The sequence below is a fragment of the Pseudomonas sp. DSV-1 genome, from assembly GCF_035830915.1.
GTDB lineage: Bacteria > Pseudomonadota > Gammaproteobacteria > Pseudomonadales > Pseudomonadaceae > Aquipseudomonas.
Genome location: NZ_JAYMYG010000001.1, coordinates 3,370,005 through 3,395,495, shown reverse-complemented (window position 1 = coordinate 3,395,495; position 25,491 = coordinate 3,370,005). Strand labels below are relative to the sequence as shown.

At 59.4% G+C, this 25,491-nt stretch carries 27 protein-coding genes and 1 pseudogene; all 28 read left to right on the top strand.

Going from position 1 to position 25,491, the window contains the following annotated elements; genetic code table 11:
• Positions 1–61 precede the first annotated feature (61 nt).
• The gene (gene fliS, locus VSQ83_RS15965; RefSeq protein ID WP_133075993.1) at positions 62–451 is read left to right on the top strand and encodes a flagellar export chaperone FliS; all 390 of its coding nucleotides are present in this window, start codon (positions 62–64) and stop codon (positions 449–451) included.
• A gap of 16 nt (positions 452–467) precedes the next feature.
• Complete coding sequence (locus VSQ83_RS15960; protein WP_019828807.1) at positions 468–761, top strand: hypothetical protein; 294 nt, start codon at positions 468–470, stop codon at positions 759–761.
• 180 nt (positions 762–941) lie between these two features.
• Complete coding sequence (locus VSQ83_RS15955) at positions 942–2,423, top strand: sigma-54 dependent transcriptional regulator (RefSeq protein WP_133075994.1); 1,482 nt, start codon at positions 942–944, stop codon at positions 2,421–2,423.
• A gap of 207 nt (positions 2,424–2,630) precedes the next feature.
• Positions 2,631–3,749 carry a sensor histidine kinase gene (locus VSQ83_RS15950; RefSeq protein WP_219262977.1) on the top strand — a complete coding sequence of 373 codons (1,119 nt, stop codon included), beginning with the start codon at positions 2,631–2,633 and terminating at the stop codon, positions 3,747–3,749.
• A gap of 5 nt (positions 3,750–3,754) precedes the next feature.
• Complete coding sequence (locus tag VSQ83_RS15945; protein WP_326427727.1) at positions 3,755–5,128, top strand: sigma-54-dependent transcriptional regulator; 1,374 nt, start codon at positions 3,755–3,757, stop codon at positions 5,126–5,128.
• A gap of 243 nt (positions 5,129–5,371) precedes the next feature.
• Positions 5,372–5,704 (top strand): flagellar hook-basal body complex protein FliE, encoded by a 333-nt coding sequence (gene fliE, locus VSQ83_RS15940; protein WP_019828811.1) that lies wholly within the window; start codon positions 5,372–5,374, stop codon positions 5,702–5,704.
• 15 nt (positions 5,705–5,719) lie between these two features.
• A complete protein-coding gene (fliF, locus tag VSQ83_RS15935; RefSeq protein ID WP_133075997.1) occupies positions 5,720–7,507 on the top strand; it encodes a flagellar basal-body MS-ring/collar protein FliF in 1,788 nt (595 codons plus the stop codon).
• On the top strand, positions 7,500–8,522 hold the full coding sequence (gene fliG / locus VSQ83_RS15930) for a flagellar motor switch protein FliG (protein WP_133075998.1): 1,023 nt from the start codon (positions 7,500–7,502) through the stop codon (positions 8,520–8,522). The genes fliF and fliG overlap by 8 nt, the downstream gene beginning before the upstream one ends.
• Positions 8,523–9,281, top strand: coding sequence for a flagellar assembly protein FliH (gene fliH, locus VSQ83_RS15925; protein ID WP_326427191.1), 759 nt, complete (start codon positions 8,523–8,525; stop codon positions 9,279–9,281).
• Complete coding sequence (fliI, locus tag VSQ83_RS15920) at positions 9,271–10,629, top strand: flagellar protein export ATPase FliI (protein ID WP_133076000.1); 1,359 nt, start codon at positions 9,271–9,273, stop codon at positions 10,627–10,629. Before fliH ends, fliI begins: the two co-directional genes overlap by 11 nt.
• Positions 10,630–10,635: 6 nt before the next feature.
• Positions 10,636–11,088: a flagellar export protein FliJ gene (gene fliJ, locus VSQ83_RS15915; protein WP_133076001.1), complete on the top strand. Its 453-nt coding sequence runs from the start codon at positions 10,636–10,638 to the stop codon at positions 11,086–11,088.
• Positions 11,089–11,140: 52 nt separating this feature from the next.
• Positions 11,141–11,446 carry an STAS domain-containing protein gene (locus VSQ83_RS15910; protein WP_133076002.1) on the top strand — a complete coding sequence of 102 codons (306 nt, stop codon included), beginning with the start codon at positions 11,141–11,143 and terminating at the stop codon, positions 11,444–11,446.
• Between the two features lie 2 nt (positions 11,447–11,448).
• Positions 11,449–12,786, top strand: a pseudogene (locus VSQ83_RS15905) (ATP-binding SpoIIE family protein phosphatase); the annotation flags it as partial.
• 30 nt (positions 12,787–12,816) lie between these two features.
• A complete protein-coding gene (locus VSQ83_RS15900) occupies positions 12,817–13,179 on the top strand; it encodes an Hpt domain-containing protein (protein WP_133076004.1) in 363 nt (120 codons plus the stop codon).
• Between the two features lie 76 nt (positions 13,180–13,255).
• Positions 13,256–14,458, top strand: a complete 1,203-nt coding sequence (locus VSQ83_RS15895) for a flagellar hook-length control protein FliK (RefSeq protein ID WP_326427190.1) — start codon at positions 13,256–13,258, stop codon at positions 14,456–14,458.
• 183 nt (positions 14,459–14,641) lie between these two features.
• On the top strand, positions 14,642–15,133 hold the full coding sequence (gene fliL / locus VSQ83_RS15890) for a flagellar basal body-associated protein FliL (RefSeq protein WP_133076006.1): 492 nt from the start codon (positions 14,642–14,644) through the stop codon (positions 15,131–15,133).
• A gap of 9 nt (positions 15,134–15,142) precedes the next feature.
• Positions 15,143–16,111, top strand: coding sequence for a flagellar motor switch protein FliM (gene fliM / locus VSQ83_RS15885; RefSeq protein WP_019828822.1), 969 nt, complete (start codon positions 15,143–15,145; stop codon positions 16,109–16,111).
• A 47-nt stretch (positions 16,112–16,158) separates the two neighbouring features.
• Positions 16,159–16,623 carry a flagellar motor switch protein FliN gene (gene fliN, locus VSQ83_RS15880; protein WP_133076007.1) on the top strand — a complete coding sequence of 155 codons (465 nt, stop codon included), beginning with the start codon at positions 16,159–16,161 and terminating at the stop codon, positions 16,621–16,623.
• Positions 16,624–17,058: a flagellar biosynthetic protein FliO gene (fliO, locus tag VSQ83_RS15875; RefSeq protein ID WP_326427189.1), complete on the top strand. Its 435-nt coding sequence runs from the start codon at positions 16,624–16,626 to the stop codon at positions 17,056–17,058.
• Positions 17,058–17,801 carry a flagellar type III secretion system pore protein FliP gene (gene fliP, locus VSQ83_RS15870; RefSeq protein ID WP_133076009.1) on the top strand — a complete coding sequence of 248 codons (744 nt, stop codon included), beginning with the start codon at positions 17,058–17,060 and terminating at the stop codon, positions 17,799–17,801. Before fliO ends, fliP begins: the two co-directional genes overlap by 1 nt.
• Before the next feature lie 3 nt (positions 17,802–17,804).
• The gene (gene fliQ, locus VSQ83_RS15865; RefSeq protein ID WP_019828826.1) at positions 17,805–18,074 is read left to right on the top strand and encodes a flagellar biosynthesis protein FliQ; all 270 of its coding nucleotides are present in this window, start codon (positions 17,805–17,807) and stop codon (positions 18,072–18,074) included.
• Complete coding sequence (gene fliR, locus VSQ83_RS15860; protein ID WP_133076010.1) at positions 18,075–18,857, top strand: flagellar biosynthetic protein FliR; 783 nt, start codon at positions 18,075–18,077, stop codon at positions 18,855–18,857.
• 6 nt (positions 18,858–18,863) lie between these two features.
• Positions 18,864–20,000 carry a flagellar biosynthesis protein FlhB gene (flhB, locus tag VSQ83_RS15855; RefSeq protein WP_133076011.1) on the top strand — a complete coding sequence of 379 codons (1,137 nt, stop codon included), beginning with the start codon at positions 18,864–18,866 and terminating at the stop codon, positions 19,998–20,000.
• 422 nt (positions 20,001–20,422) lie between these two features.
• On the top strand, positions 20,423–20,956 hold the full coding sequence (locus tag VSQ83_RS15850; RefSeq protein WP_219262986.1) for a fimbrial protein: 534 nt from the start codon (positions 20,423–20,425) through the stop codon (positions 20,954–20,956).
• 57 nt (positions 20,957–21,013) lie between these two features.
• Complete coding sequence (locus VSQ83_RS15845; RefSeq protein WP_326427188.1) at positions 21,014–21,580, top strand: fimbrial protein; 567 nt, start codon at positions 21,014–21,016, stop codon at positions 21,578–21,580.
• A 1-nt stretch (position 21,581) separates the two neighbouring features.
• Entirely contained in the window at positions 21,582–24,143 is a 2,562-nt protein-coding gene (locus tag VSQ83_RS15840) for an outer membrane usher protein (protein ID WP_326427187.1), read from the top strand.
• A complete protein-coding gene (locus VSQ83_RS15835) occupies positions 24,140–24,901 on the top strand; it encodes a fimbria/pilus periplasmic chaperone (RefSeq protein WP_326397645.1) in 762 nt (253 codons plus the stop codon). Before VSQ83_RS15840 ends, VSQ83_RS15835 begins: the two co-directional genes overlap by 4 nt.
• Positions 24,894–25,490: a fimbrial protein gene (locus tag VSQ83_RS15830; protein ID WP_442800234.1), complete on the top strand. Its 597-nt coding sequence runs from the start codon at positions 24,894–24,896 to the stop codon at positions 25,488–25,490. The genes VSQ83_RS15835 and VSQ83_RS15830 overlap by 8 nt, the downstream gene beginning before the upstream one ends.
• Position 25,491 lies beyond the last annotated feature (1 nt).

The following is a 25,491-nucleotide window of genomic DNA, read 5'->3' as shown; positions in this document are numbered from 1 at the left end:
TCTGTCGATAAAAAGATCAAGAACCCGCGATTTTTGCCATTCACCGTTATGAGGTCGAAACATGAACCCGATGCGCGCCCTTCGTCAGTACCAGAAGGTTAATTCCCACGCTCAAATCTCCGAAGCCAGCCCCCATCGCTTGATTCAAATGCTGATGGAAGGCGGTCTGGATCGCATGGCCCAGGCCAAAGGCGCAATGAGCCGTGGTGATATCCCGCAGAAGGCCATGTTGATCACCAAGGCCATCGACATCATCACCGGCCTGCGTCAGGGCCTGGATGAAGACAAGACCGATGACAAGGCTGCGTTGCAGCAGCTGGACAGCCTGTATGAATTCATGGCGGTGCGTTTGACCCAGGCCAATGCCAAGAACGACCCTGAAATCATCGATGAAGTGGCTCGCCTGCTGATCACTGTAAAAAGTGGTTGGGATGCCATTGCCCCGCAATAAGCCCGAGGAGTGCGCCATGAGCCAACTGCAACGAATTCAAGAAACCCGTGTAGCCCTGATTGACGCTCTGGCCGAGCGCAATTGGGATGCCATCGGCGAGCTGGACTCGGCTTGTCGGGTGTGTGTCGAGAGTGTTCTGGATGAGGCGCCGCTGGATGAGGCGGTGTTGCGCGAGAATCTGGAAGGGCTGTTGGTGGTGTATCGCATGCTGCTGGAAGCCGCGACCGATGAGCGTCAGTCAGTCGTTGAGCAAATGGGGCAGATCAATCAAGCAAAAAATGCGTCAAAGGTTTACCATCTATTCGGTTAAGGCCTAAAGAATATGTGGTTAATCGCGTTTTAAACCGCCATAAATTTGACTATGCACAGTTTTTTGACTTAACTAGCTCGTTATTCTGTATTCAGTCGTCTTAGATATCCAACAGGGTTAGGGCGTCTACATATGCCCTGCCATCCGGGGCATTGAGTTGACTAGGGAAGTTGCTATTGCATGTGGCGTGAAACCAAAATTCTGTTGATCGATGACGATAGCGTCCGCCGCCGCGACCTGGCGGTGATTCTGAATTTTCTTGGCGAAGAAAATTTAGCCAGTCCTAGCCACGAATGGGAGCAAGCCGTCAAAGTCTTGCCGTCCAGTCGTGAAGTACTCTGCGTGCTTGTAGGCACGGTGAGTACTGCGGGTGGTCTTTCAAGCTTGCTTAAGACACTGGCTGTGTGGGATGAGTTCCTGCCGATCATGCTTTTAGGTGAAGTTTCTTCAGTCGATTTGCCTGAAGACCAGCGCCGCCGGGTGTTGTCCAGTCTTGAAATGCCCCCCAGCTACAGCAAATTGCTTGATTCCCTGCACCGTGCCCAGGTCTATCGCGAGATGTACGACCAGGCCCGCGAGCGCGGTCGTCATCGTGAGCCCAACCTGTTTCGCAGTCTGGTCGGTACCAGCCGTGCGATTCAGCATGTGCGCCAGATGATGCAGCAAGTGGCCGACACCGATGCCAGCGTCTTGATCCTCGGCGAGTCCGGGACCGGCAAGGAGGTGGTTGCACGTAACCTGCATTACCACTCCAAGCGCCGTGACGCGCCGTTTGTACCCGTCAACTGTGGGGCGATTCCTGCCGAGCTGCTCGAAAGCGAGCTGTTCGGGCATGAGAAGGGCGCCTTCACCGGAGCAATCACCAGCCGTGCCGGGCGTTTCGAGCTGGCCAATGGCGGCACGCTGTTTCTCGATGAAATCGGCGATATGCCGCTGCCGATGCAGGTCAAGCTGCTGCGCGTGTTGCAGGAACGTACCTTTGAACGCGTGGGCAGCAACAAGACCCAGTGCGCCGATGTGCGGATCATTGCCGCGACCCACAAAAACCTCGAAAGCATGATTGAAGTCGGCGCCTTCCGCGAAGACTTGTACTACCGCCTCAACGTATTCCCGATCGAAATGGCGCCCCTGCGCGAGCGGGTCGAAGATATTCCGCTGTTGATGAACGAGCTGATTTCGCGCATGGAGCACGAAAAGCGTGGCTCGATCCGCTTCAATTCTGCCGCGATCATGTCGTTGTGCCGTCATGCATGGCCGGGCAACGTCCGTGAGCTGGCCAATCTGGTGGAGCGCATGGCGATCATGCATCCCTATGGTGTGATTGGCGTGGTTGAGCTGCCGAAAAAATTCCGCTACGTGGATGACGAAGACGAGCAGATGGTCGACAGCCTGCGCAGCGACATGGAGGAGCGCGTGGCCATCAACAGCGCTACTACCGATTTCGTCGCCAGCGCCAATGCGATGCTGCCGCCCGAAGGCCTGGACCTCAAGGACTACCTGGGTGGGCTGGAGCAGGGGCTGATCCAGCAGGCGCTCGACGACGCCAATGGCATCGTCGCCCGCGCGGCAGAACGCCTGCGGATTCGTCGCACCACCCTGGTGGAAAAAATGCGCAAGTACGGCATGAGCCGTCGTGAAGGCGAAGAACAGGCAGACGATTGACACCTGTCTCTGTGGGAGCGGGCTTGCTCGCGATAGCATCACCGCATTATTCCTGACACTGCGAGGCTCCCAAATCGCGAGCAAGCCCGCTCCCACATAAGTCGGGACCGGCATTGCGGTTCGCTAGTGTTATCTATTCAGGCACGGGTATTGCTTCGCTTGGTTCAACGAACCGTTTTATGACGGTCAGCCAAGCGAGCACGCACCATGCCTCAAGCCGCCGTCCAGCTTTCTTCCGTTCCTGATCCCTATAGCCTGCTCCAAGCCCGTGTTTCGGAGCTTACGGGGGAGCTGGCGGTGGTCAGCGAGCAGCGCATGGCTGAGCTGGCGGAAAAAGAGCGACTGGCCAATCGCCTGCAACACCTGCTTGATCTGCTGCCGGGCGGGGTCATCGTCATCGATGATCGCGGACGGGTGCGCGAGGCCAACCCTGCGGCCTGCGAGCTGCTGGGCCTGCCCCTTGAGGGCGAGCTGTGGCGCCATGTGATTGCCCGCTGTTTTGCACCCCGCGAAGACGATGGTCACGAAGTCTCCCTCAAGGACGGTCGGCGCCTGTCGATTGCCACCCGTTCGCTGGATGCCGAGCCGGGGCAACTGGTCTTGCTCAATGACCTGACAGAAACCCGGCGCCTGCAAGATCAACTCGCCCGCCATGAGCGTTTGTCGTCTTTGGGGCGGATGGTTGCCTCCCTGGCCCACCAGATTCGTACGCCACTGTCGGCAGCGCTGATCTACGCCAGTCATTTGACCGAGCAGGCGCTGCCGCTGGAAACCCAGCAGCGCTTTGCCGGGCGCCTCAAGGAGCGTCTGCACGAGCTTGAGCATCAAGTACGCGACATGCTGGTCTTTGCCCGGGGCGAATTGCCGCTGACAGATCGGGTCAGCCCCAAGGTCCTGATGCAAACCCTGCAGGCCGCCGCGCAAACCCATGTTCAGGGCGTGTCGATACGCTGGCAGTGCGATGCCTATACGGGGCAGCTGCTGTGCAATCGCGACACCCTGGTGGGCGCGCTGCTGAACCTGATCGAAAACGCCCTGCAAACGGGTGCTGTGCAGGTGCGGCTTAAAGTCCATTTATACCGCCGTGATAACTGCCTGAGGCTGTGCGTGAGCGACAGTGGCAGTGGCATTGAACCCCGAGTCCTGGCGCGTTTGGGCGAACCGTTTTTCACCACCAAGGCGACCGGCACCGGTCTCGGGTTGGCGGTGGTCAACGCGGTGGTACGGGCGCATCAGGGCCACTTGCAGTTACGTTCGCGGCTGGGGCGTGGTACCTGCGCCTTGCTCAGCTTGCCGCTGATTCCCGGTGTGGCGGAGGCAAACTGATGGTGATGCGAATTAACGTGCTGTTGGTCGAAGACGATCACGCGTTGCGCGAAGCGCTGGCGGACACGCTATTGCTGGCCGGTCACGGCTTTAAGGCGGTCAGCTCGGGGGAAGAAGCCCTGGCGGCGGTCACTTCGCAGGCGTTCAGCCTGGTGGTCAGTGACGTCAACATGCCGGGCATGGATGGCCATCAGTTGCTCGCTCGCCTGCGTGCCTGTCAGCCCCAATTGCCGGTGTTGCTGATGACGGCTCATGGCGCCGTGGAGCGTGCAGTGGATGCTATGCGCCAGGGGGCGGTGGACTATCTGGTCAAACCGTTTGAACCCAAGGCCTTGCTCGATCTGGTGGCTCGCCATGCCCTGGGCAGTCTGGGGGTGGCGGACACTGAAGGTCCGGTGGCGGTTGAGCCGGCCAGTGTCCAGCTGTTGGAGTTGGCGGCGCGGGTGGCGCGCAGTGATGCGACGGTGCTGATCTCGGGCGAGTCGGGTACGGGTAAAGAAGTGCTGGCGCGTTATATCCACCAGCACTCCCGTCGGGTTGATCAGCCGTTTGTGGCGATCAACTGCGCGGCCATCCCCGACAACATGCTCGAAGCCACTCTGTTTGGTCATGAGAAAGGTGCCTTTACCGGCGCCATTGCGGCCCAGGCCGGCAAGTTTGAGCAGGCGGATGGCGGCACCTTGCTGCTCGATGAAATTTCCGAAATGCCTCTGGGCCTGCAGGCAAAACTGCTGCGGGTGCTGCAAGAGCGCGAAGTGGAGCGGGTAGGCGGGCGCAAGCCGATTGTGCTGGATATCCGCGTGGTCGCCACCACCAACCGTGATCTGGCGGGCGAAGTGGCTGCGGGACGGTTTCGCGAGGATCTGTTCTATCGCCTTTCAGTGTTTCCGCTGGCCTGGACCCCGCTGCGCGAGCGTACTGCCGACATCCTGCCGTTGGCTGAGCGGCTGCTGGCCAAGTACATCGGCAAAATGAAGCACACGGCAGTCGGGTTTTCGCCGGATGCCCGGGCGTGCCTGGGCGCATACCCCTGGCCCGGTAATGTGCGCGAGCTGGATAACGCGATTCAGCGGGCGTTGATTTTGCAGCAGGGCGGCCAGATCGAAGCGGCAGATTTTTGCCTGGCGGGGCCTGTGGCCTGCGCGCCCTTGCCGCCACTGGCTTCGCCGGTCGAGGTTGTGGAGTCGGCGGGGGCGCTGGGTGATGATCTGCGCCGACGTGAATTCCAGCTGATTATCGACACCTTGCGTGCCGAGCGGGGGCGACGCAAGGAAGCTTCCGAGCGCCTGGGCATCAGCCCGCGGACCTTGCGCTACAAGCTGGCGCAGATGCGCGATGCGGGGATGGATGTTGAGGCTTATCTGTTTGCCGCAACCTGAGAGCGCCACTAAACCAGCGTGGGAGCGGGCTTGCTCGCGATTTGATCGGCGCGGTGCATCAGACGTTGCGCGGTGATGCCATCGCGGGCAAGCCCGCTCCCACAGGTTAGGTGTGATCCTCGTCTGCGACGTTTTGTAACGGTAATTGTTATAAAACGACAAAGAGCTGGCACCCTTGTTGCTATACCTCGGTAAGCGCTGTGAAAGTGTCAAAAAATTGCGGGTCGCCGGAGGCAGTTGTCCATGAGCCAGGGTATTGAATTTAATCGATTGATGTTGGACATGCGGGCCATGCAGATGGACGCCATGGCTCAGCCAAAATCGGCTGTGCAGGCGGTTCCCGAAGCCGGTGCCAGCAGCTTTTCCGACATGCTCGGCAATGCGATCAACAAGGTCAGCGACACACAGCAGGCATCGAGCCAGTTGTCGAACGCATTCGAAATCGGCAAGACCGGCGTAGACCTGACGGATGTGATGATTGCTTCCCAGAAGGCCAGTGTTTCTTTCCAGGCGTTGACCCAAGTCCGTAACAAGCTGGTTCAGGCATACCAAGACATCATGCAGATGCCGGTTTAAGGGCGATATCAAGTCATGGCAGATGCACTCCCGGATAACGTTCCGGCCCAAACAGGTCCAGCCGGCGGCAAGCCGCCGCTGTTTGGCCTGTCTTTTCTGGACAACCTGGCCGATATGACCATGCTGCGTCAGGTCGGCCTGATGGTCGGTCTGGCGGCGAGCGTGGCCATTGGTTTTGCCGTTGTGTTGTGGTCCCAGCAACCTGATTACCGGCCGCTGTATGGCAGCCTGGCCGGTATGGATGCCAAGCAGGTCATGGAAACCCTGGCCTCCGCCGACATTGCCTACACCGTTGAGCCCAACTCGGGCGCCTTGCTGGTCAAGGCCGACGACATTGCCCGTGCCCGCCTGAAACTGGCGGCCGCAGGCGTCACGCCGACCGACAGCAATATCGGTTTCGAAATCCTCGACAAGGACCAGGGCCTGGGCACCAGCCAGTTCATGGAGGCCACGCGTTATCGTCGTGGTCTGGAAGGCGAGTTGGCGCGCACCATTTCCAGCCTCAATAACGTCAAGGGTGCACGGGTTCACCTGGCGATTCCCAAAAGCTCGGTGTTCGTGCGCGATGAGCGCAGGCCCAGTGCGTCGGTCCTGGTTGAACTCTACGCGGGCCGCTCGCTGGAGCCGGGCCAGGTGCTGGCGATCGTCAATCTGGTCGCCACCAGCGTGCCTGAATTGAGCAAGTCCCAGATCACCGTGGTCGACCAGAAAGGCAATCTGCTTTCGGATCAGGGTGAAAACTCCGAACTGACCATGGCCGGCAAGCAGTTCGACTACAGCCGCCGCATGGAAGGCATGTTGACTCAGCGCGTGCACAACATCCTGCAGCCGGTGCTGGGCAATGACCGTTACAAGGCAGAAGTGTCGGCCGATGTGGATTTCAGTGCCGTCGAGTCCACCTCCGAGCAGTTCAACCCCGATCAACCGGCGCTGCGCAGCGAGCAATCGACCAGCGAGCAGCGCACCGCCAGCAATGGCCCCCAAGGCGTGCCCGGTGCCTTGAGCAATCAGCCGCCGAGCCCGGCCACCGCCCCTCAGCAAACCGGCCAGGGCGCCGCCGCAGCGGGCATGATCCAGCCGGGTCAGCCTTTGCTCGATGCCAACGGTCAGCAAATCATGGACCCGGGCACCGGCCAGCCGATGCTGGCACCGTACCCGGCAGACAAGCGCTCGCAATCGACCCGCAACTTCGAGCTGGACCGCTCCATCAGCCACACCAAGCAGCAGCAGGGCAGGGTCAATCGCCTGTCGGTGGCGGTGGTGATCGACGACAAGATCAGCGTCAACCCGGCCAACGGTGAAATCACCCAGGTACCGTGGAGTACCGATCAACTGGCACGCTTTACCCGCCTGGTGCAGGACGCCGTGGGTTTTGATGCCAGCCGTGGCGACAGTGTCAGTGTGATCAACGTGCCGTTCTCCACCGAGCGCGCCGAAGTGATCGCCGACATCCCGTTTTATTCGCAGCCCTGGTTCTGGGATGTGGTCAAACAAGTACTGGGTGTGCTGTTTATTCTGGTGCTGGTGTTTGGTGTGTTGCGCCCGGTGCTCAACAACATCACCGGCAACGGACGCAACAAGCAAGTGGCAGGCATTGGCAGCGATGCCGAGATGGGCGGCCCGGGCGGACTGGATCGTGAGTTGGCCAACGACCGTGTCAGCCTCAGCGGTCCGCAGAGCATCATGTTGCCAAGCCCGAGCGAAGGCTATGACGCTCAGTTGAACGCAATCAAGAGTCTGGTCGCAGAAGATCCGGGCCGTGTGGCCCAGGTAGTAAAAGAGTGGATCAATGCCGATGAGTGATAACCGTGCGGGCGCCAACGCCAAGTTGACCCGGGTCGACAAGGCCGCCATTTTGCTGCTGTCCCTGGGCGAATCCGACGCGGCCCAGGTGCTGCGCCACATGGGCCCCAAAGAGGTCCAGCGGGTGGGGGTGGCGATGGCGCAAATGCGCAACGTTCACCGTGAGCAGGTCGAGCAGGTGATGAGCGAGTTCGTCGAGATCGTCGGCGACCAGACCAGCCTTGGCGTGGGGTCGGACAGCTACATTCGCAAAATGCTCACCTCGGCCCTGGGCGAAGACAAGGCCAACGGCCTGATCGACCGCATCCTGCTGGGTGGCAACACCAGTGGCCTCGACAGCCTGAAGTGGATGGAACCGCGTGCCGTGGCCGACGTGATCCGCTTCGAGCACCCGCAAATCCAGGCCATTGTGGTGGCGTATCTGGACCCGGACCAGGCGGGTGAAGTGCTGGGTCACTTCGACCAGAAGGCGCGCCTGGACATCATCCTGCGGGTTTCGTCGCTCAATACCGTGCAGCCGGCGGCGCTCAAAGAGCTGAACCAGATCCTCGAAAAACAGTTCTCCGGCAACTCCAATGCGGCGCGCACCTCTCTGGGCGGCGTCAAGCGGGCGGCCGACATCATGAACTTCCTCGACAGCTCGATGGAATCCCAGTTGATGGATTCGATCCGCGATATCGATGAAGACCTGTCGGGTCAGATCGAAGACCTGATGTTCGTGTTCAACAACCTGGCCGACGTAGACGACCGGGGGATCCAGGCGTTGCTGCGCGAGGTGTCCTCGGACGTGCTGGTGCTGGCGCTCAAGGGCTCCGACGAGAACGTGCAGGAAAAAATCTTCAAGAACATGTCCAAGCGCGCGGCCGAACTGTTGCGTGACGACCTGGAAGCCAAGGGCCCGGTACGTGTCAGTGATGTTGAAACTGCGCAGAAAGAAATCCTCACCATCGCCCGCCGTATGGCCGAAGCCGGAGACATTGTTCTCGGCGGGAAGGGCGGCGAAGAGATGATCTAAGTGAGCAGCGGTGACTCCCCCGGAGATGTGATCCGGGCCAAGGATGTGGGTGCCTTCGATGTATGGGGCCTGCCCAGCTTTGACCCTTGGCGCGAGCCCGAAGAGCCTGAGCCCGAGCCGGTCGAAGAGCTGCCGGTGGAAAGCGAAGAAGTGCCGCTGGATGAAGTCCAGCCACTGACCCTCGAAGAACTCGAAAGCATTCGCCAGGAGGCCTGGAACGAAGGCTTTGCCACGGGCGAAAAAGAAGGTTTTCACAGCACTCAGCTCAAGGTTCGCCAGGAAGCCGAGGTTGCCCTGAACGCCAGGGTGGCCAGCCTTGAACGCTTGATGAACAGCTTGCTGGCGCCGCTTGCCGAGCAGGACCAGCAACTTGAAAAAGCCATGGTCGGGCTGGTCGAGCACATGACCCGGCAAGTGATCCAGCGTGAGCTCAAAACCGATTCGACCCAGATCGAGAAAGTGCTGCGCGAGGGTTTGAAGCTGTTGCCGATGGGTGCCGAGAACATTCGGCTGTTCATCAATCCGCAGGATTTCGATCAGATCAAGGCCTTGCGCGAGCGCCACGACGAACACTGGCGGATTGTCGAAGACGACACCCTGCAGCCCGGCGGTTGCCGAATTGAAACCGAGCACAGCCGCATCGATGCCAGCATCGAAACCCGTATCAAACAGGCCATGAACCAGTTGCTCGACCAGCTCCACGAGCAGTCGCTGCATCCGGCGGCGCCTGACATCGACATCGACCTCGATGCACCTTAAGCGCACCAGCTTTGCCAAGCGCCTGAGCACCTATGCCCCGGCCGTGTCTTTGCCCGCGCAGCCGGTGGTTGAAGGCCGATTGCTGCGCATGGTTGGCCTGACCCTTGAGGCCGAAGGCCTGCGCGCCGCCATGGGCAGCCGTTGCCTGGTGATCAACGACGACAGTTTTCACCCGGTGGAAGTCGAAGCCGAGGTGATGGGCTTCTCCGGTGGCAAAATCTTCCTGATGCCCGTGGGCAGCGTCGCCGGGATCGCGCCGGGCGCCCGTGTGGTGCCCCTGGCCGATAATGGCCGCCTGCCGATGGGCATGAGCATGCTCGGTCGGGTGCTTGACGGCGCCGGGCGTGCACTGGATGGCAAAGGGCCGATGAAGGCCGAAGACTGGGTACCGATGGACGGGCCTGCCATCAACCCCCTCAAGCGTGACCCGATCAGCGTGCCGCTGGACGTGGGCATTCGCAGCATCAACGGTTTATTGACGGTCGGGCGCGGCCAGCGCCTGGGCCTGTTTGCCGGTACGGGCGTGGGCAAGAGTGTGCTGCTGGGGATGATGACCCGTTTTACCGAGGCCGACATTATCGTGGTTGGCCTGATCGGTGAGCGGGGTCGTGAGGTAAAGGAATTTATCGAGCATATCCTCGGCACCGAAGGTCTCAAGCGCTCGGTGGTCGTGGCATCGCCTGCCGATGACGCCCCGCTGATGCGTTTGCGTGCAGCCATGTACTGCACGCGAATCGCCGAATATTTTCGCGACAAGGGCAAGAATGTCCTGTTGCTGATGGATTCCCTGACCCGATTCGCCCAGGCCCAGCGGGAAATCGCCCTGGCCATTGGCGAGCCGCCAGCGACCAAGGGCTATCCGCCTTCGGTGTTCGCCAAACTGCCCAAGCTGGTGGAGCGGGCCGGTAATGCCGAGGCCGGTGGCGGTTCGATCACGGCGTTCTATACCGTGCTCTCTGAAGGCGATGACCAGCAGGACCCCATCGCCGACTCGGCGCGGGGCGTGCTCGACGGCCATATCGTGTTGTCCCGGCGCCTGGCCGAAGAGGGGCATTACCCGGCCATCGATATTGAAGCGTCCATCAGCCGGGTCATGCCGTCGGTGGTCACGCCAGAACACATGCGTCGTGCGCAGCAGTTCAAACAGCTGTGGTCCCGCTTCCAGCAAGCACGCGACCTGATCAGCGTGGGCGCCTATGTGCCGGGTGGCGACCGTGAAACCGATACCGCCATTGCCTTGCAACCGGCAATGGTGGCGTACCTGCGCCAAGGGCTGAACGACAACATCAGCCTGGCCGAGAGCGGCGGGCATCTGGGCAGCATCTTCGCCCCGGCAGAGGGTGGTTAATCGACGATGGCCGGTGATTCAAGGGCAGTGCGCCTGGCGCCAGTGGTCGATATGGCCGAAAAGACCGAGAAGGCGGCGGCCCAGCGATTGGGGCACTTTCAAGGGCAGGTCAACCTGGCGAACAGCAAGCTGGGGGACCTGGAAAACTTCCGTGGCGAGTACCAGGCGCAGTGGGTTGATCGCGGCAGCCAGGGCGTGTCGGGCCAATGGCTGCGCAACTATCAATACTTCCTTGGCCAGCTGGAAACCGCCGTCGGCCAGCAGCGCCAGAGTCTGGTGTGGCATCAGAACAACCTCGACAAGGCCCGTGAGACGTGGCAGACGGCCTATGCCCGCGTCGAGGGGCTGCGCAAGCTGGTTCAGCGTTACGCCGACGAAGCCCGCCAGCTGGAAGACAAGCGCGAGCAAAAATTGATGGACGAGTTGTCCCAGCGATTGCCGCGAAAAGACGTGTACTGACCCCTCTACACAAAGCGTCTATAGTTGCTGGGACAACCTCGGGAGCATCCACATGGCAGTGATATCTGAAGTCTCCGAAGATGGCAGCAAGCTGACAATCGCAATCAAGGGCCGGTTCGACTTTGCCAAACATCAGGAATTTCGCAGCGCCTATGAGGAATTGAACCCCAAGCCCGCTTGCGTGGTAGTGGATTTGAAAGACGCGACCTACCTCGACAGTTCGGCGCTGGGCATGTTGTTGCTGTTACGCGAGCACGCCGGTGGCGATGAGTCGGATATCCGGGTGGTCAACAGCAGTCCGGATGTGCGCAAGATTCTCGGTATTTCCAACTTTGACAAGCTGTTCGATATCAATTGAGCCGCTCAATGGAGCGCCTGCGGCGCTTGCAGCAAACCGTGCTGCAGCAGCGTGACTTGATAGCCGAGCACAACGATTACCTGCTCAACGAGCAGCGGGTAGCCAAGGCGGTATTTGATCGGGTGGCGCATTCAGGGTGTCTGGATGCCCCCAATATCCGCTTCTTGCAATCGCCCTATGCCTTGTTCAATGGTGATCTGTTATTGGCGGCCTACACCCCCGCCGGGGATACCCACCTGCTGCTCGCTGATTTCACCGGCCACGGTCTTCCTGCGGCCATTGGCGCAATGCCACTGGCCGAGGTGTTCTACAGCATGACGGCCAAAGGCTATGGCCTGGCCGAAATCCTCCGTGAAATGAACGCCAAGCTTAAGCGCATCCTGCCCGTCGACATGTTCTGCTGCGCCACGTTGCTGTGTGTCAGCGCCCAGCGCCGTTGTGTCGAGGTCTGGAATGGCGGGATGCCCGACGGTTACTTGCAGTCCGGTGGTGAGCGTACGGCATTGACGTCGCAACACCTGCCGCTGGGGGTGTTGCGCGCTGAAGTGTTTGACCATGCCACTCAAGTCTTTGCGATGCTGCCCGGTGATCAGGTGTTTTTGTTGACCGACGGCGTGATCGATACCTGTGGCCCGGATCAGCAACTGTTCGGGGTTGAACGTCTGGAGCGGGTGCTCGATGCCAATCGCCATCCGCTGCAACTGATTGCCGAGGTCGAACAGGCGTTGCGCGATTTTCAGGGGCGGGCCCGGGATGACGTGAGCATGGTGCATATCACCTCACAATTGCCGCAGTTTCTGGGTGTGCCAGCCATCGTCTATTCAGACAGCGGCCAATGCAGCCCGCGGGACTGGTCGTCCCGTTTCGAGTTTCGGGCGCGAACCCTGCAACAGTTCAATCCACTGCCTTTCTTGCTGCAATTGCTGATGGAGGTCCACGGATTGCGTGCCCAGGGGCCGGTGATCCATGCGGTGCTGTCCGAGCTTTACAGTAATGCCCTGGAACACGGGGTGCTGGGCCTCGACTCTCGGCTCAAGCGCGATACAGAAGGGTTTGCCCATTATTACCAGCAGCGCAGGGAGCGCTTGGCGACCCTCAAAAGCGGATTTGTGCGGGTGTCGTTGCAGGTCGAGCCGATCGGGGAGAGCGGACGCCTGTTTATCCAGGTTGAAGACAGTGGTGCCGGCTTTGATGTCGACAAAGTCATGTCCAGACCCCTTGATTCAGACCGTCTGTCGGGGCGTGGCGTGAGTTTGGTCCGGCAACTGTGCCCTGCGGCCCGCTGGGCACCTGATGGCCGCAGTGCGACCGTAGAGTTTTCATGGGGGGGTCTGGCATAATCCGGCCATTCTTGATCAAGGAGTGAACAAGTGTCTGACATTCATATGGATCCGAAAGTGGTCGATGCGTTGCGAGACGTGATGGAGGGCGGTTTTGCAGACCTGCTCGATACCTTCCTCTCTGACTCCGAAGAGCGCATGGGGCAATTGCACAACACCCGCGAAGCCGACGACCTGACACTGGTTGCCCACAGCTTTAAAGGCAGCAGCAGCAACATGGGTGCCATTCGTTTGGCGCACTTGTGCGGCCTGCTCGAAGAGCGTGCGCAAAAGAAGCAACTGGCCGGTATCCAGGAGCTGGTGATCAAGATCGACGATGAATACCAGATGGTTCGGCGACTTTATCGTGCCGAGCGCCATCGCTCAGGGCCTCCGTATTTTGTGATCAGCTGATTGCGCAAAGCTGGCCCGAACCTTGCTCTGACTCTCTGACCTGTACCTATGCCTGCCGTACAGCGGAGACCCGTTAATGCCCGTTGCCGCCCAACCCTTGCTTCAGATACCTGCCGTTGCTGCGCCAAAAGCAGCGGCGGGCAGCCCTGCGCAACCTGCCACGTCCCCGGCACAACCCTTTGCCGCGGTGTATGCCAGCGCGTCTGAGCCGGCGCCAGCCGTTGCCGATAGCGGCAACCCATTGCCTGGCGGCAAGACCAGGGATGCAGCCATGACTGATCAGGATGACAGCGCTGGCCAGTCGGGCGACGACTTGGCCGTTGTCGATCCACTCATGCTGCTGCCTGTGACGGCACCTCCCGCGGCGGTTGTCGAGGCGGTACCCGAGACACCAGAGGTGCCGGTAGCTGCACAGGCCCAAGCGGCACAGCCACGGGTGGCTCAAGCTCAGGTTCAGCCACCACTGCAACCGGTAGCCGAAGACACCTTCGACCCCGAAGCGGATCCTCTCGACGCGATGCCGGCCGTGCGCCTGGCGATGGAGCAGGGCGGGCATGTATCGGCCAGCAGCCAGAGCCCGGTCAAGATCCCGTCGAACGAAACCCCACTGGCCACGGTTCAGGGGCAGGCCAGCAGCATCGCCATGCTGATCGATGGGAATGCTGGCGAGTCAGCGACCGGTGAGGGCGGCGAGAAGGCTTTCAAGGGCTTGCTCGATGACGGTCTCAAGGATCTGAAAAGTACGTCCAGCGATACGCGGGTCGATGACTTCGCCAATCGCCTTGCGGCCCTAACCCAGGCTGCAGTGCCCAAGACCGTGAACACGCTGCCGGTCAATCAGCCCCTGGCCATGCATCAGGGCGGCTGGTCTGAAGAGGTCGTCAATCGGGTGATGTACCTGTCCAGCGCCAATCTCAAATCTGCCGACATCCAGCTGGAGCCAGCGGAGCTGGGGCGCCTGGATATTCGGGTCAACATTGCCGCTGACCAGTCGGCGCAGGTGAACTTTGTCAGTGGTCATGCTGGCGTGCGCGAAGCGCTGGACAGCCAGATGCACCGCTTGCGCGACATGCTGGCACAACAGGGGATGGGGCAGGTGGACGTCAACGTCTCCGACCAGCCGCGCAACTGGCAAGGGCAGCAGGGCCAGGAGCAACAGGCCCGCAGCGGAAGCGGTGGTCAGCGGCTGGACAGTGTCATGGATGACGAGCCAGTGGACGTCGCGGCGGTCGCGCCAAGCGTAGTACTGGGCTCCAGTGCAGTGGATTACTACGCCTGAGTAAAAATCCTGTGGGAGCGGGCTTGTTCGCGATGGCTTCGGCGCGCTGTAACGGCGGTGCCCCATAGCCTGTATCGCGAGCAAGCCCGCGTCCACAAAGTCACCCACCGTCCTGCTTCTGGCATAACACTTGCTGTGCCTACCCCGGCATCTGTGAAAACCAAATAGTGACGGATTATTGGCATGGCGACGAGCGACGCGGTAGATGAACCGGCCGGCAAAGGCAAACTCAAGCTGATTATCCTGATCGTCGTGGCTGTACTGCTGGCGATTGGTCTTTCTGTAGGCGCCACCTGGTATTTCATGCACAGCCCCAAGAGCGAGCCTGTGCCGCAAGTGGACAGCAACGTCAAACCGGCCGCCCTCTATGAGCCCATGGCCCCGGCCTTCGTGGTCAATTACAACGCCAATGGCCGCCAGCGCTACATGCAAGTGAGTGTGACCTTGCAGGCCCGCGACCCCGCCGATCTGAAGGCGCTCATGGTGCATATGCCGGTGATTCGCAACAACCTGGTGATGCTGTTTTCCGGTCAGTCCTTTGACGACCTCGCAACACCGGTGGGCCAGGAAATTCTGCGTCAGAAAACGACTGCCAGCGTGCAGGACGTAGCACAGAAAGAACTCGGAAAAGTGGTTATCGACCAGGTGCTCTTTACTAACTTTGTATTGCAGTAGGATCACGACATGGCCGTGCAAGACCTGCTGTCCCAGGATGAGATTGACGCGCTGTTGCATGGCGTCGATGACGGTCTGGTACAGGCCGAAACAGCTGCCGAGCCCGGCAGTGTCAAAAGCTATGACCTGACCAGTCAGGACCGTATTGTCCGGGGGCGCATGCCGACCCTGGAAATGATCAACGAGCGTTTCGCCCGCTACACCCGTATCAGCATGTTCAACCTGCTGCGCCGCTCGGCGGACGTGGCGGTGGGCGGGGTGCAGGTCATGAAATTCGGCGAGTACGTGCACTCGCTTTACGTGCCTACCAGCCTGAACCTGGTCAAGATCAAGCCGTTGCGCGGCACGGCACTGTTCATCCTCGACGCCAAACTGGTGTTCAAGCTGGTGGACAATTTCTTTGGCGGCGACGGCCGTCACGCCAAGATCGAAGGCCGGGAATTCACCCCTACCGAATTGCGCGTGGTGCGCATGGTGCTGGAGCAGGCCTTCATTGATTTGAAGGAGGCCTGGCAGGCGATCATGGAGGTCAATTTCGAGTACATCAACTCAGAAGTTAACCCGGCCATGGCCAATATCGTCGGCCCCAGCGAGGCCATTGTGGTGTCCACTTTCCATATCGAGCTCGACGGCGGTGGCGGCGACCTGCACGTGACCATGCCGTACTCGATGATCGAGCCAGTGCGCGAAATGCTCGATGCCGGATTCCAGTCCGACCTCGACGACCAGGACGAACGCTGGAGCAAGGCCCTGCGCGAAGACGTACTCGACGTCAGCGTGCCGCTCAGTGCCACCGTGGCCCGCCGTCAATTGCGCCTGCGGGACATCTTGCACATGCAGCCCGGCGATGTGATCCCCATCGAACTGGAAGATGAATTGGTAATGCGCGCCAATGGCGTGCCTTCGTTCAAGGTCAAACTGGGCTCCCACAAAGGCAATCTTGCCTTGCAAGTGGTTGAGCCCATCGGGCGGCGATAAGCCGCTCCACACCCATCCAATGATTGACTGCCCGCCGAGGACACCCCATGGCTAACGAACACGATACAACTGCTGCAGACCAGGCGCTGGCTGATGAATGGGCTGCGGCGCTGGAAGAAACCGGCGATGTTGGCCAGGCAGATATCGATGCTTTGCTGGCGGCTGATGCAGTCACCAAACCGGCCCCCAACCGTCTGGCAATGGAAGAATTCGGCAGTATGCCGCGCAACAACCAGCCGGTGACGCTGGATGGGCCCAACCTGGACGTGATTCTGGATATCCCGGTGTCGATTTCCATGGAAGTGGGCAGCACCGACATCAATATCCGCAACCTGCTGCAACTCAACCAGGGGTCGGTGATCGAGCTGGATCGCCTGGCTGGCGAACCGCTGGACGTGCTGGTGAACGGCACCCTGATTGCTCACGGCGAAGTGGTGGTGGTCAACGAAAAGTTCGGCATCCGCCTGACTGACGTGATCAGCCCCAGCGAACGCATCAAGAAGCTGCGTTAAGTGAAGCGGTTACTCGGCGGTTTAGTGGCCTTGCCCTTTAGCGTGCTGGCGGCCGAACCTGTGGCCACGGCTGTCGCGGCTCCGGTGGTGGGCACCAGTATTGGCGGGCAATTGACGCAATTGGTGCTCGGCCTGCTGCTGGTGCTGGGGGTGATATTTGCCCTGGCCTGGCTGCTGCGCCGTGTCCAGCAGGCGGGCCCGCGTCAGGGGCAGGTGATCGAGCTGATCAGTACCCGTGCCCTGGGCGCGCGGGATCGGCTGGTACTGGTGCAGGTCGGCAATGAACAGATCCTGCTGGGCCTGACGCCGGGCCGTATCACCCCGCTGCACGTGCTCAAGGAGCCGGTGCAAGTGCCCGGCACAGCGCAACCTGCAACCCCCGAATTTGCCAGGCGCCTGATGGAAATACTGGGTCAGCAAAAGGACAAGCCGTAATGCGTTTAGTTGTCGCGCTGTTGTTGGCGCTTGTCGCGCCGTTGGCGTCAGGGGCTGACCCGCTGTCGATTCCGGCGATAACCCTGGGCACCGGGGCCAATGGCCAGCAGGAATATTCAGTCAGTCTGCAAATTCTGCTGATCATGACCGCGCTGAGTTTCATTCCGGCGTTCGTCATGCTGATGACCAGCTTTACGCGGATCATCATCGTGTTCTCGATCCTGCGTCAGGCCCTGGGCCTGCAGCAGACACCGTCCAACCAGATCCTCACGGGCATGGCGTTGTTTCTGACGATGTTCATCATGGCCCCGGTATTCGACCGGGTGAACAACGACGCCCTGCAGCCTTATCTTGCCGAAAAGCTCTCGGCCCAGGATGCGATTCTCAAGGCTGAAGTGCCGATCAAGGACTTCATGCTGGCCCAGACCCGGACCAGTGATCTGGAGCTGTTTATGCGCCTGTCCAAGCGCACCGACATCGCCACTCCGGATGCCGCTCCCCTGACCATCCTGGTACCCGCGTTTGTCACCTCGGAACTCAAAACCGCATTCCAGATCGGGTTCATGATTTTTATCCCGTTTTTGATCATCGACCTGGTGGTTGCCAGTGTGCTGATGGCCATGGGCATGATGATGCTCTCGCCGTTGATCATTTCGCTGCCGTTCAAAATCATGCTGTTTGTGCTGGTGGATGGCTGGGCGTTGATTATCGGCACCCTGGCCAGCAGTTTTGGCGGAGTGTGAGTCATGACCCCAGAAGTTGCGGTTGACCTGTTTCGCAGTGCGCTGTGGCTGACCACCCTGATGGTCGCCGTGCTGGTGATCCCCAGCTTGCTGGTCGGTTTGCTGGTGGCCATGTTTCAGGCGGCGACCCAGATCAACGAACAAACCCTCAGCTTTCTCCCGCGACTGCTGGTGATGCTGATCACCCTGATCGTGGCAGGGCCCTGGCTGGTGCAGACCTTTATGGAATACATCCTGCAGTTGTACGGCAGCATTCCGCAGTTGATCGGTTAAATGTCGCTTCTGGCCCTGACGGACGCGCAGATCAGTACCTGGGTCGCCAGCTTTATGCTGCCACTGTTTCGGGTGGGCGCACTGCTGACCACCATGCCGATCATCGGCACGACCCTGGTGCCCAAGCGGATCAAGCTGTTTCTGTCATTGGCGATCACCCTGGCGATCATGCCCAGCCTGCCGCCGCTACCCGTCGTCAACCCGCTGGACCTCAGCGGCCTGATGCTGATTGCCGAGCAAATCATCATTGGTGCATTACTGGGGTTTTCGTTGCAGCTGTTTTTCCAGGCGTTCGTGGTGGCCGGGCAAATTGTCGCGATTCAGATGGGCATGGGCTTTGCGTCCATGGTCGATCCGGCCAACGGCGTTAACGTGGCGGTGATCGGGCAGTTTTTCACCATGCTCGTGACCTTGCTGTTTTTGTCCATGAACGGCCATCTGGTGGTGTTTGAGGTGCTCACCGAGAGCTTCACCACCTTGCCGGTGGGTGGCGGGTTGCTGAGCCATCACTACTGGGAAATCGCCAACAAGCTCGGTTGGGTGCTGGGGGCGGCGCTGCTGCTGGTGCTGCCTGCCATCACCGCGTTGCTGGTGGTCAACATCGCGTTTGGCGTGATGACCCGGGCTGCGCCGCAACTGAATATTTTTGCCATCGGCTTTCCGCTGACCCTGGTGCTGGGCATGGTGATTCTGTGGATCAGCATGGCGGACATTCTCAACCAGTATCAACCGCTGGCCTCCGAGGCCCTGCAGTTTTTACGTGAACTGGCACAGGCGAAGTAGACCGCTATGGCAGAGAGTGAAAGCGGTGCCGATAAAACAGAAGACCCCACGGAGAAACGGAAAAAGGACTCCAGGGAAAAGGGCGAGATCGCACGCTCAAAAGAGCTGAATACCTTGGCCATCATGTTGGCCGGCTCGGCGGGTCTGCTGATTTTTGGTGGTGCGCTGGCCCAGGACATGATGGAGTTGATGCGCTACAACTTCAGCCTGAGCCGCGAGGTGCTGCTCAATCCTGACTCCATGGGCCTGTTTTTACTCCACTCGGGAAAAATAGCCCTGCTTGCCCTGCAGCCGGTATTGGTCACCTTGCTGATCGCCGCTCTGGTCGGGCCGATTTCCCTGGGAGGCTGGCTGTTCGCCGCTGGCAGCCTGGCCCCTAAATTCAGCCGCATGAACCCCGCAGCGGGGATCAAGCGCATGTTCTCGGCCAAGGCGCTGGTCGAGTTGCTCAAGGCCCTGGCCAAGTTCTTCATCATCCTGATCGTGGCTTTGCTGGTGTTGAAGTCCGATATCGACGACCTGCTGCGCATCGCCCATGAGCCGCTGGAACTGGCGGTGATCCATAGTCTGCAAGTGGTGGCCTGGAGCGCCTTGTGGATGGCCTGCGGGCTGATCCTGATTGCCGCCGTGGACGTGCCGGTGCAGCTGTGGGAAAGCCATCAGAAACTGCTGATGACCAAGCAGGAAGTGCGCGACGAACACAAGGACCAGGAGGGGCGGCCCGAGGTCAAGCAGCGGATTCGCCAGTTGCAGCGCGATATGTCGCAACGGCGGATGATGGCGGCGATCCCGGATGCGGATGTCATCATCACCAACCCGACCCATTACGCCGTGGCCCTCAAGTACGACCCGGAGAAAGGCGCGGCGCCGATGTTGCTGGCCAAGGGCAGTGACTTCCTGGCGCTGAAGATTCGCGAGATTGGTGAAAAGCACAACATCCTGCTGCTTGAATCCCCTGCGCTGGCGCGTTCGATCTACCACTCCACCGAGCTGGAACAAGAGATTCCTGCCGGGCTGTACCTGGCCGTGGCCCAGGTGCTGGCCTACGTGTACCAGATCCGCCAGCACCAGGCGGGCAAGGGCAAGCACCCGGACGCGCTCAAGGACCTGCCGATCCCGCCGGATTTGAAACGCGATGATTGAGAAGCCGTTAATTCTTTCATTGCATTAGACAGTGCTTGAATGAAGTGCGTATAAGTATTCTTAAGTAATACATATGTTGGAGTTGAAGTGCTTGCGATATGTTTCGTGAAAAACATATAGTTATTACTTCAGTGCGTAGGTGATTGAGAGGCTTTTAATTGTTGTTGGTTTCCTACGTTTATTTTCGAAGTTTCCTTCTATCTTATGAAGTTGTCCTGCGTGCCGGTAATAAAGTTCCTGCGTGCTGATAGTCAATGTCTTGCATATTTTTTAATGATTTGATTGTTAAATTCCCTCCGCTCTTTTTATGGGGCTGCACTCGATCACAGCAAGAAAGTTTGACTGTGTTCTGAATCAAATAAACAACTCAAATCCATATTTGTTTTATATGGTTTAACAGTGTTTGTGTGGGAGGCATTTTGATGAATGTTGTATTTAAAACAGTCGTGGCATCCATGGCTATTCTGATGGCTTCTGTGTCGGGAGCTCATGCGGCAGGTGCCGGTACAGGCACGATCAGTTTCGAGGGAGAAATCCTCGAAGCGGCGTGCTCTATCGTGCCAACCAGTGTCGATCAGACGATTCCATTGGGGCAGGTTGCCAAGTCGCAACTGAGTACTGGGGGTGTTACCAGTCCTGAGAGCTTTCAAATCGAACTGACCGGATGTGCGCTGACGGCACTCACCGATAAAACAGTCACGGCCACCTTTACGGGTGCAGCTTCTACAGACGTGACAGGGGCATTGGGTATTGCCGGCACGGCCCAGGGCGCGGGCATCATGATGGTCGATGGTGCTGGCACCCCGATCGTTCTGGGCACGCCGACCAGGCCGCAACTCCTTCAGCCGGGCGAGAATACCCTGACCTATGGTGCCTACTTGAAAGGCAAGGCCACGGGCGATATCACGCCGGGCGTGTTTACTGCTGTGACCAACTTCTCCTTGGCTTATCAGTAAGTGATTACCCTGCTACCGCTCACCCGGTAGCAGGGCAACTACAGGTGGGAGTTGGGTGTGAAAATACTCTCGAGGCTGAAAGTTTTCTGCGCGTTTATTCTGTTTGCTGTTTCGTTTGATACGGTCAGTGCGCAGCAACTGTATCAGGGTGGTGGTCGAGTCACGTTGGTTGGGCAAGTTATTGATTCTGCGTGCGCACTGGATGCAAACAGTATTTATCAAGTGATTGAATTTGATCCATTGCCCATGGGGCAACTTATTCGGCTGGGTGAAAGTGCGCCGCGTACATTCATATTGCGTTTAATCAAGTGTTCATTGGTACGGCCTGATCCTGGTCGCCCGGGTGCGTTTCTGCCCGATTGGCAGCATGTCAGGGTGACCTTTGATGGGCAGGCCGACAGTGGCGGCAAGTTGTTTGCCGCTGCGGGCTCTACAAGAGGTCTGGCCTTGCGCATTACTGACGGGCAAGGGCTGCAAAGTTTACCGGGCGTACCCATGTCTCTGATGTCTCTCTCCGGAGGAGATCAGGAATTGCGCTACACCCTTCAAATGGTTGGCAACGGAAGCCCTATGGCGGTTGGATCTCATCGTGCTGCGGTGCGTTTCAGGCTGGAGTATTTCTGACATGTACGGGCTGCTTGATTTGCGAGACTACTCAGTTGCCAAAACGCTTCTGTGGACGGGCGTGTTGAGCGGGCTGATGACAATGGGAGGCAAGGTGCTTGCCGTTGAAGACATTCAGTTCAATACCGACATTCTCGATCTGAACGATCGCACCAACATCGATTTATCACAGTTTTCGCGTAGCGGATTTATCTTGCCGGGTACTTATCCAATGCAAGTGCAGATCAACACGCAGTTGCTGCCTGAGCAGCGCATTCCCTTTTACCCTCCGGACGACGACCCCAAAGGCAGTCAGGCCTGCCTGTCACCTGATCTGGTAGAACAACTGGGCCTCAAGAGCGACAAACAAGCCGGGCTCAATTGGTGGAGGGGTACAGAGTGCCTGGATATCAGCGGCCTGCCGGGGATGGAAGTCAGCGGCGACCTGAGTACTTCCACTCTCTATATTTCCTTGCCCCAGGCTTACCTGGAGTACAACGCCTTGAACTGGGACCCGCCTTCGCGGTGGGATGACGGCGTGCCCGGTGTGTTGATCGATTACAACCTGACGGCGCAGTCCATTAACCAGCGCGACACGGCCCGGCGCACCAACTTGACGGGCAACGGTACGTTTGGTGCCAACGCAGGCCCTTGGCGCTTTCGCGCTGACTGGCAAGGTCGCATCGAAGAGGCAACTGTCAGCCGTGAGCAACGGCTTGAGTGGAGCCGCTTTTATGCGTATCGCTCGTTGCCGTCCATCCAGTCGCGGCTGATGCTGGGGGAGAACTACCTCTACTCGGACCTGTTCGACAGCTTTCGTTTCAACGGCATTGCCCTCAGCTCGGATGACAACCAGTTGCCGCCCAACCTGCGCGGCTACGCGCCCGAAGTCGTGGGTGTGGCCAAGACCAATGCCAAGGTCATCATCAGTCAGCAAGGCCGGGTGCTTTATGAGGCGCTGGTCGCGGCGGGGCCCTTTCGCATTCAGGATCTCAATGAAGCCGTCACCGGTACGCTTGATGTCCGGGTCGAAGAGCAGGACGGCAGCGTCACCACCTTCACGGTTGAGTCCGCCAGCATTCCCTACCTCACGCGGCCCGGCACCGTGCGCTACAAGCTGGCTACCGGCCAGCCCTCAAGCCTTCATGATGGCGGGCAGGGGCGTACCTTCGGGATGGGGGAGTTTTCCTGGGGGGTCAGTAACGGCTGGTCCCTGTATGGCGGTGGCATCAGTGATAACAATTACACAGCACTTTCTGTCGGGGCAGGGCGCGATCTGCTGGCCTTCGGTGCGATGTCATTCGATGTCACACGGGCCAGCGCCACACTTCACGACAAGGCCTTGTCGGGTGACTCCTATCGCCTGAGCTACTCGAAAAAATTCGACCAATACGACAGTCAGATCACGTTTGCCGGTTACCGTTTTTCCGAAAAAAACTACCTGAGCATGAGTGAATACCTGAACGCCCGTCATTACGGCGGGCCTGTGGGGGGCAGCAAGTCACTCTACACCGCGACTTTTAACAAGCAGTTTCGCGATGCAGGGCTTTCCGTCTATTTGAATTACAGCAACCAGTCCTATTGGGATCGCCCGGCCAGCGAGCGATGGAATCTGTCGCTGGCCCGCTATTTCAGTGCTGGCACGGTTAAGAACATGAGCCTGTCACTTAACGTGTTCAGAAATCAGGAACGCAACCAGCACAACGGCATCTCCAACAACAGCAACGGAATGTACCTGTCACTCAGCCTGCCGCTGGGCCGCTCGGGCACCCTGACCACCACCGCCAGCAACTCGCTGGGCAAAAACAGTTATGGCGCACGTTTCAGTGACCGGCTGGATGAGCGCAACAGCTATCAACTGTCAGCCAGTAATACGTCAGTCAGCGGTTATCTGAGCCATATCGGTGATCAGGCTGAAATCTCTGCGAGTGTCGCCCAGCAAGAAAACAACTACACCAGCCTCAACGTTTCTGCCCGAGGCGGTGCCACGCTCACGTCCAGGGGCGGCGCAGGGCATAGAACGTCCGGCACCGGTGGCACCCGGTTGCTGATCGGCACCAGTGGTGTGCCCGATGTGCCGGTGCGGGGGTATGGCACGCCCACCCGCAGCAATGTGTTTGGCAAGGCGGTGATCGCCGATGTCAGCAGCTTTTTGCGCACGGGCGCCAGTGTTGACCTGGAGAGCCTGCCCGCCAATGTCGAAGCGACGCAGTCCGTGACCCAGCTGACCCTGACTGAAGGCGCCATCGGCTATCGCACGCTGGATGTGATTGCCGGCCACAAAGCGATGGTGCTGCTGAGTCTGCCTGACAGCAGCGTCCCGCCATTCGGGGCCACGGTGAAGAATGAAAAACAGCAGGACACCGGCATCGTCAATGACGGCGGCAGCGTCTACCTGAGCGGAATTCGCCCCGGGGAACGGATGACTGTCAGTTGGGGAGGGGCCGAACGCTGCACGCTGATCATGCCCTCAAGCCTGCCTGATGACGGACTGACCACGACCCTGAAGCTGCCCTGCCAAATCCTCGACCCTGCGCCAGCGCCGCTGACCACACTTATCGATACGGAGAAAAAGTCCACATGATTCTGAATTTGCGCTGTGCGCCTGCGACGCTGGCCCTTTTGACGTTGAGTCTGTTCAACAACGCGAATGCAGCCATAGGCCTTGATCGAACCCGGGTCGTATTTGATGGCAACAAAGATGCCGTCAGCATGAGCATCACCAACAACAACACCCAGTTGCCCTACCTGGCCCAGGGCTGGGTCGAGGATGAGCAGGGCAACAAGATCACCTCGCCGCTGATCGTGCTGCCGCCGGTCCAGCGCCTGGAACCCGGCAAGCGCAGTCAGGTGAAAGTCCAGTCGCTACCGGCAGTCAAATCCTTGCCCCAGGACCGTGAGACTGTCTATTACTTCAATCTGCGTGAAATCCCGCCCCGTAGCGACAAGGCCAACAGCCTGCAAATTGCCTTGCAGACCCGTATCAAGCTGTTTTACCGCCCGGCTTCGATAGTCCCTGGCCAGCAGGAGCAATCTGACCCCTGGCAGCAGCAACTGACCCTTACCCGTGAGGGTGATCACTATCGGGTCAATAACCCCACCCCCTACTACATCACCCTGATCGATGCCCGTCGTGGCAAGGACGCAGAAACCGCCCCGGGCTTCGAGCCGCTCATGGTCTCGCCAAAGGATTCATTGAAGTTGGGGGCGACGGTGACTGCATTGGGTACCGCGCCCTTGCTGACGTATGTCAATGATTACGGTGGCCGTCCGACGCTGGTGTTCAGTTGTACCGGTGATACCTGCAAGGTGAACCAGCAAGCGTCTTCAACCAATGAATAGCGTGCGCAGACGCCCCGTCACACCCGGCAGGGTAACGGCGCTGAGTTGTTTGTTGCTGACATTGCATGCCGTGCAGGGCCGTGCCGAAGTTGGAGGCATGAGCGGGATTCTGGATATATCGGGCTCACTGCACAATTCGCCCTGTGTGCTGGACATGGCTTCGGCGGATCAGGCCATAGACCTTGGCAGCGTGCCCCGTAGTCAATTGATGCGCCCTGGTGATCAGGCATCGCCCGTGGCTTTTCAGTTGCGCTTCCTCGATTGCCAGCGCGCTTCCGGGAGCATCCTCAATGCCCGCACGGGCAAGCTGGTGTGGAGCGCCTATCAGCCTGTGGTGTCCGTGGCTTTTGTGGCGCCAGCCGATGCGGACGATCCGCGGCTGGTCAAAGTGCAGGGTGTTACAGGCATGGGACTGCGACTGACCGATGTCCTTGGGCGGGACGTGCGCCTGGGGTCGGGCAGTGAACCCTTGTTTCTGGAGCGCGGCGATGACGCTCTGACGTGGCAGGTCCGGCCAACCCGCACATCGGCAGCACTGAGCAATGGTGCTTTTCGGGCCACGGTTGATTTCAGGCTTATGTATGAGTGAG

Excerpts from the sequence above, each read along its gene's own strand:
- VSQ83_RS15955 (WP_133075994.1), top strand. The coding sequence starts at position 942 with ATGTGGCGTGAAACCAAAATTCTGTTGATCGATGACGATAGCGTCCGC.
- VSQ83_RS15835 (WP_326397645.1), top strand. The coding sequence starts at position 24,140 with ATGATTCTGAATTTGCGCTGTGCGCCTGCGACGCTGGCCCTTTTGACG.
- fliM (WP_019828822.1), top strand. The coding sequence starts at position 15,143 with ATGGCCGTGCAAGACCTGCTGTCCCAGGATGAGATTGACGCGCTGTTG.
- fliF (WP_133075997.1), top strand. The coding sequence starts at position 5,720 with ATGGCAGATGCACTCCCGGATAACGTTCCGGCCCAAACAGGTCCAGCC.
- VSQ83_RS15895 (WP_326427190.1), top strand. The coding sequence starts at position 13,256 with ATGCCCGTTGCCGCCCAACCCTTGCTTCAGATACCTGCCGTTGCTGCG.
- fliI (WP_133076000.1), top strand. The coding sequence starts at position 9,271 with ATGCACCTTAAGCGCACCAGCTTTGCCAAGCGCCTGAGCACCTATGCC.
- VSQ83_RS15840 (WP_326427187.1), top strand. The coding sequence starts at position 21,582 with ATGTACGGGCTGCTTGATTTGCGAGACTACTCAGTTGCCAAAACGCTT.
- VSQ83_RS15950 (WP_219262977.1), top strand. The coding sequence starts at position 2,631 with ATGCCTCAAGCCGCCGTCCAGCTTTCTTCCGTTCCTGATCCCTATAGC.
- VSQ83_RS15850 (WP_219262986.1), top strand. The coding sequence starts at position 20,423 with ATGAATGTTGTATTTAAAACAGTCGTGGCATCCATGGCTATTCTGATG.
- fliR (WP_133076010.1), top strand. The coding sequence starts at position 18,075 with ATGTCGCTTCTGGCCCTGACGGACGCGCAGATCAGTACCTGGGTCGCC.
- fliP (WP_133076009.1), top strand. The coding sequence starts at position 17,058 with ATGCGTTTAGTTGTCGCGCTGTTGTTGGCGCTTGTCGCGCCGTTGGCG.
- VSQ83_RS15910 (WP_133076002.1), top strand. The coding sequence starts at position 11,141 with ATGGCAGTGATATCTGAAGTCTCCGAAGATGGCAGCAAGCTGACAATC.
- fliS (WP_133075993.1), top strand. The coding sequence starts at position 62 with ATGAACCCGATGCGCGCCCTTCGTCAGTACCAGAAGGTTAATTCCCAC.
- fliG (WP_133075998.1), top strand. The coding sequence starts at position 7,500 with ATGAGTGATAACCGTGCGGGCGCCAACGCCAAGTTGACCCGGGTCGAC.
- flhB (WP_133076011.1), top strand. The coding sequence starts at position 18,864 with ATGGCAGAGAGTGAAAGCGGTGCCGATAAAACAGAAGACCCCACGGAG.
- fliQ (WP_019828826.1), top strand. The coding sequence starts at position 17,805 with ATGACCCCAGAAGTTGCGGTTGACCTGTTTCGCAGTGCGCTGTGGCTG.
- VSQ83_RS15960 (WP_019828807.1), top strand. The coding sequence starts at position 468 with ATGAGCCAACTGCAACGAATTCAAGAAACCCGTGTAGCCCTGATTGAC.
- fliE (WP_019828811.1), top strand. The coding sequence starts at position 5,372 with ATGAGCCAGGGTATTGAATTTAATCGATTGATGTTGGACATGCGGGCC.
- VSQ83_RS15945 (WP_326427727.1), top strand. The coding sequence starts at position 3,755 with ATGCGAATTAACGTGCTGTTGGTCGAAGACGATCACGCGTTGCGCGAA.
- fliN (WP_133076007.1), top strand. The coding sequence starts at position 16,159 with ATGGCTAACGAACACGATACAACTGCTGCAGACCAGGCGCTGGCTGAT.
- VSQ83_RS15830 (WP_442800234.1), top strand. The coding sequence starts at position 24,894 with ATGAATAGCGTGCGCAGACGCCCCGTCACACCCGGCAGGGTAACGGCG.
- fliL (WP_133076006.1), top strand. The coding sequence starts at position 14,642 with ATGGCGACGAGCGACGCGGTAGATGAACCGGCCGGCAAAGGCAAACTC.
- fliJ (WP_133076001.1), top strand. The coding sequence starts at position 10,636 with ATGGCCGGTGATTCAAGGGCAGTGCGCCTGGCGCCAGTGGTCGATATG.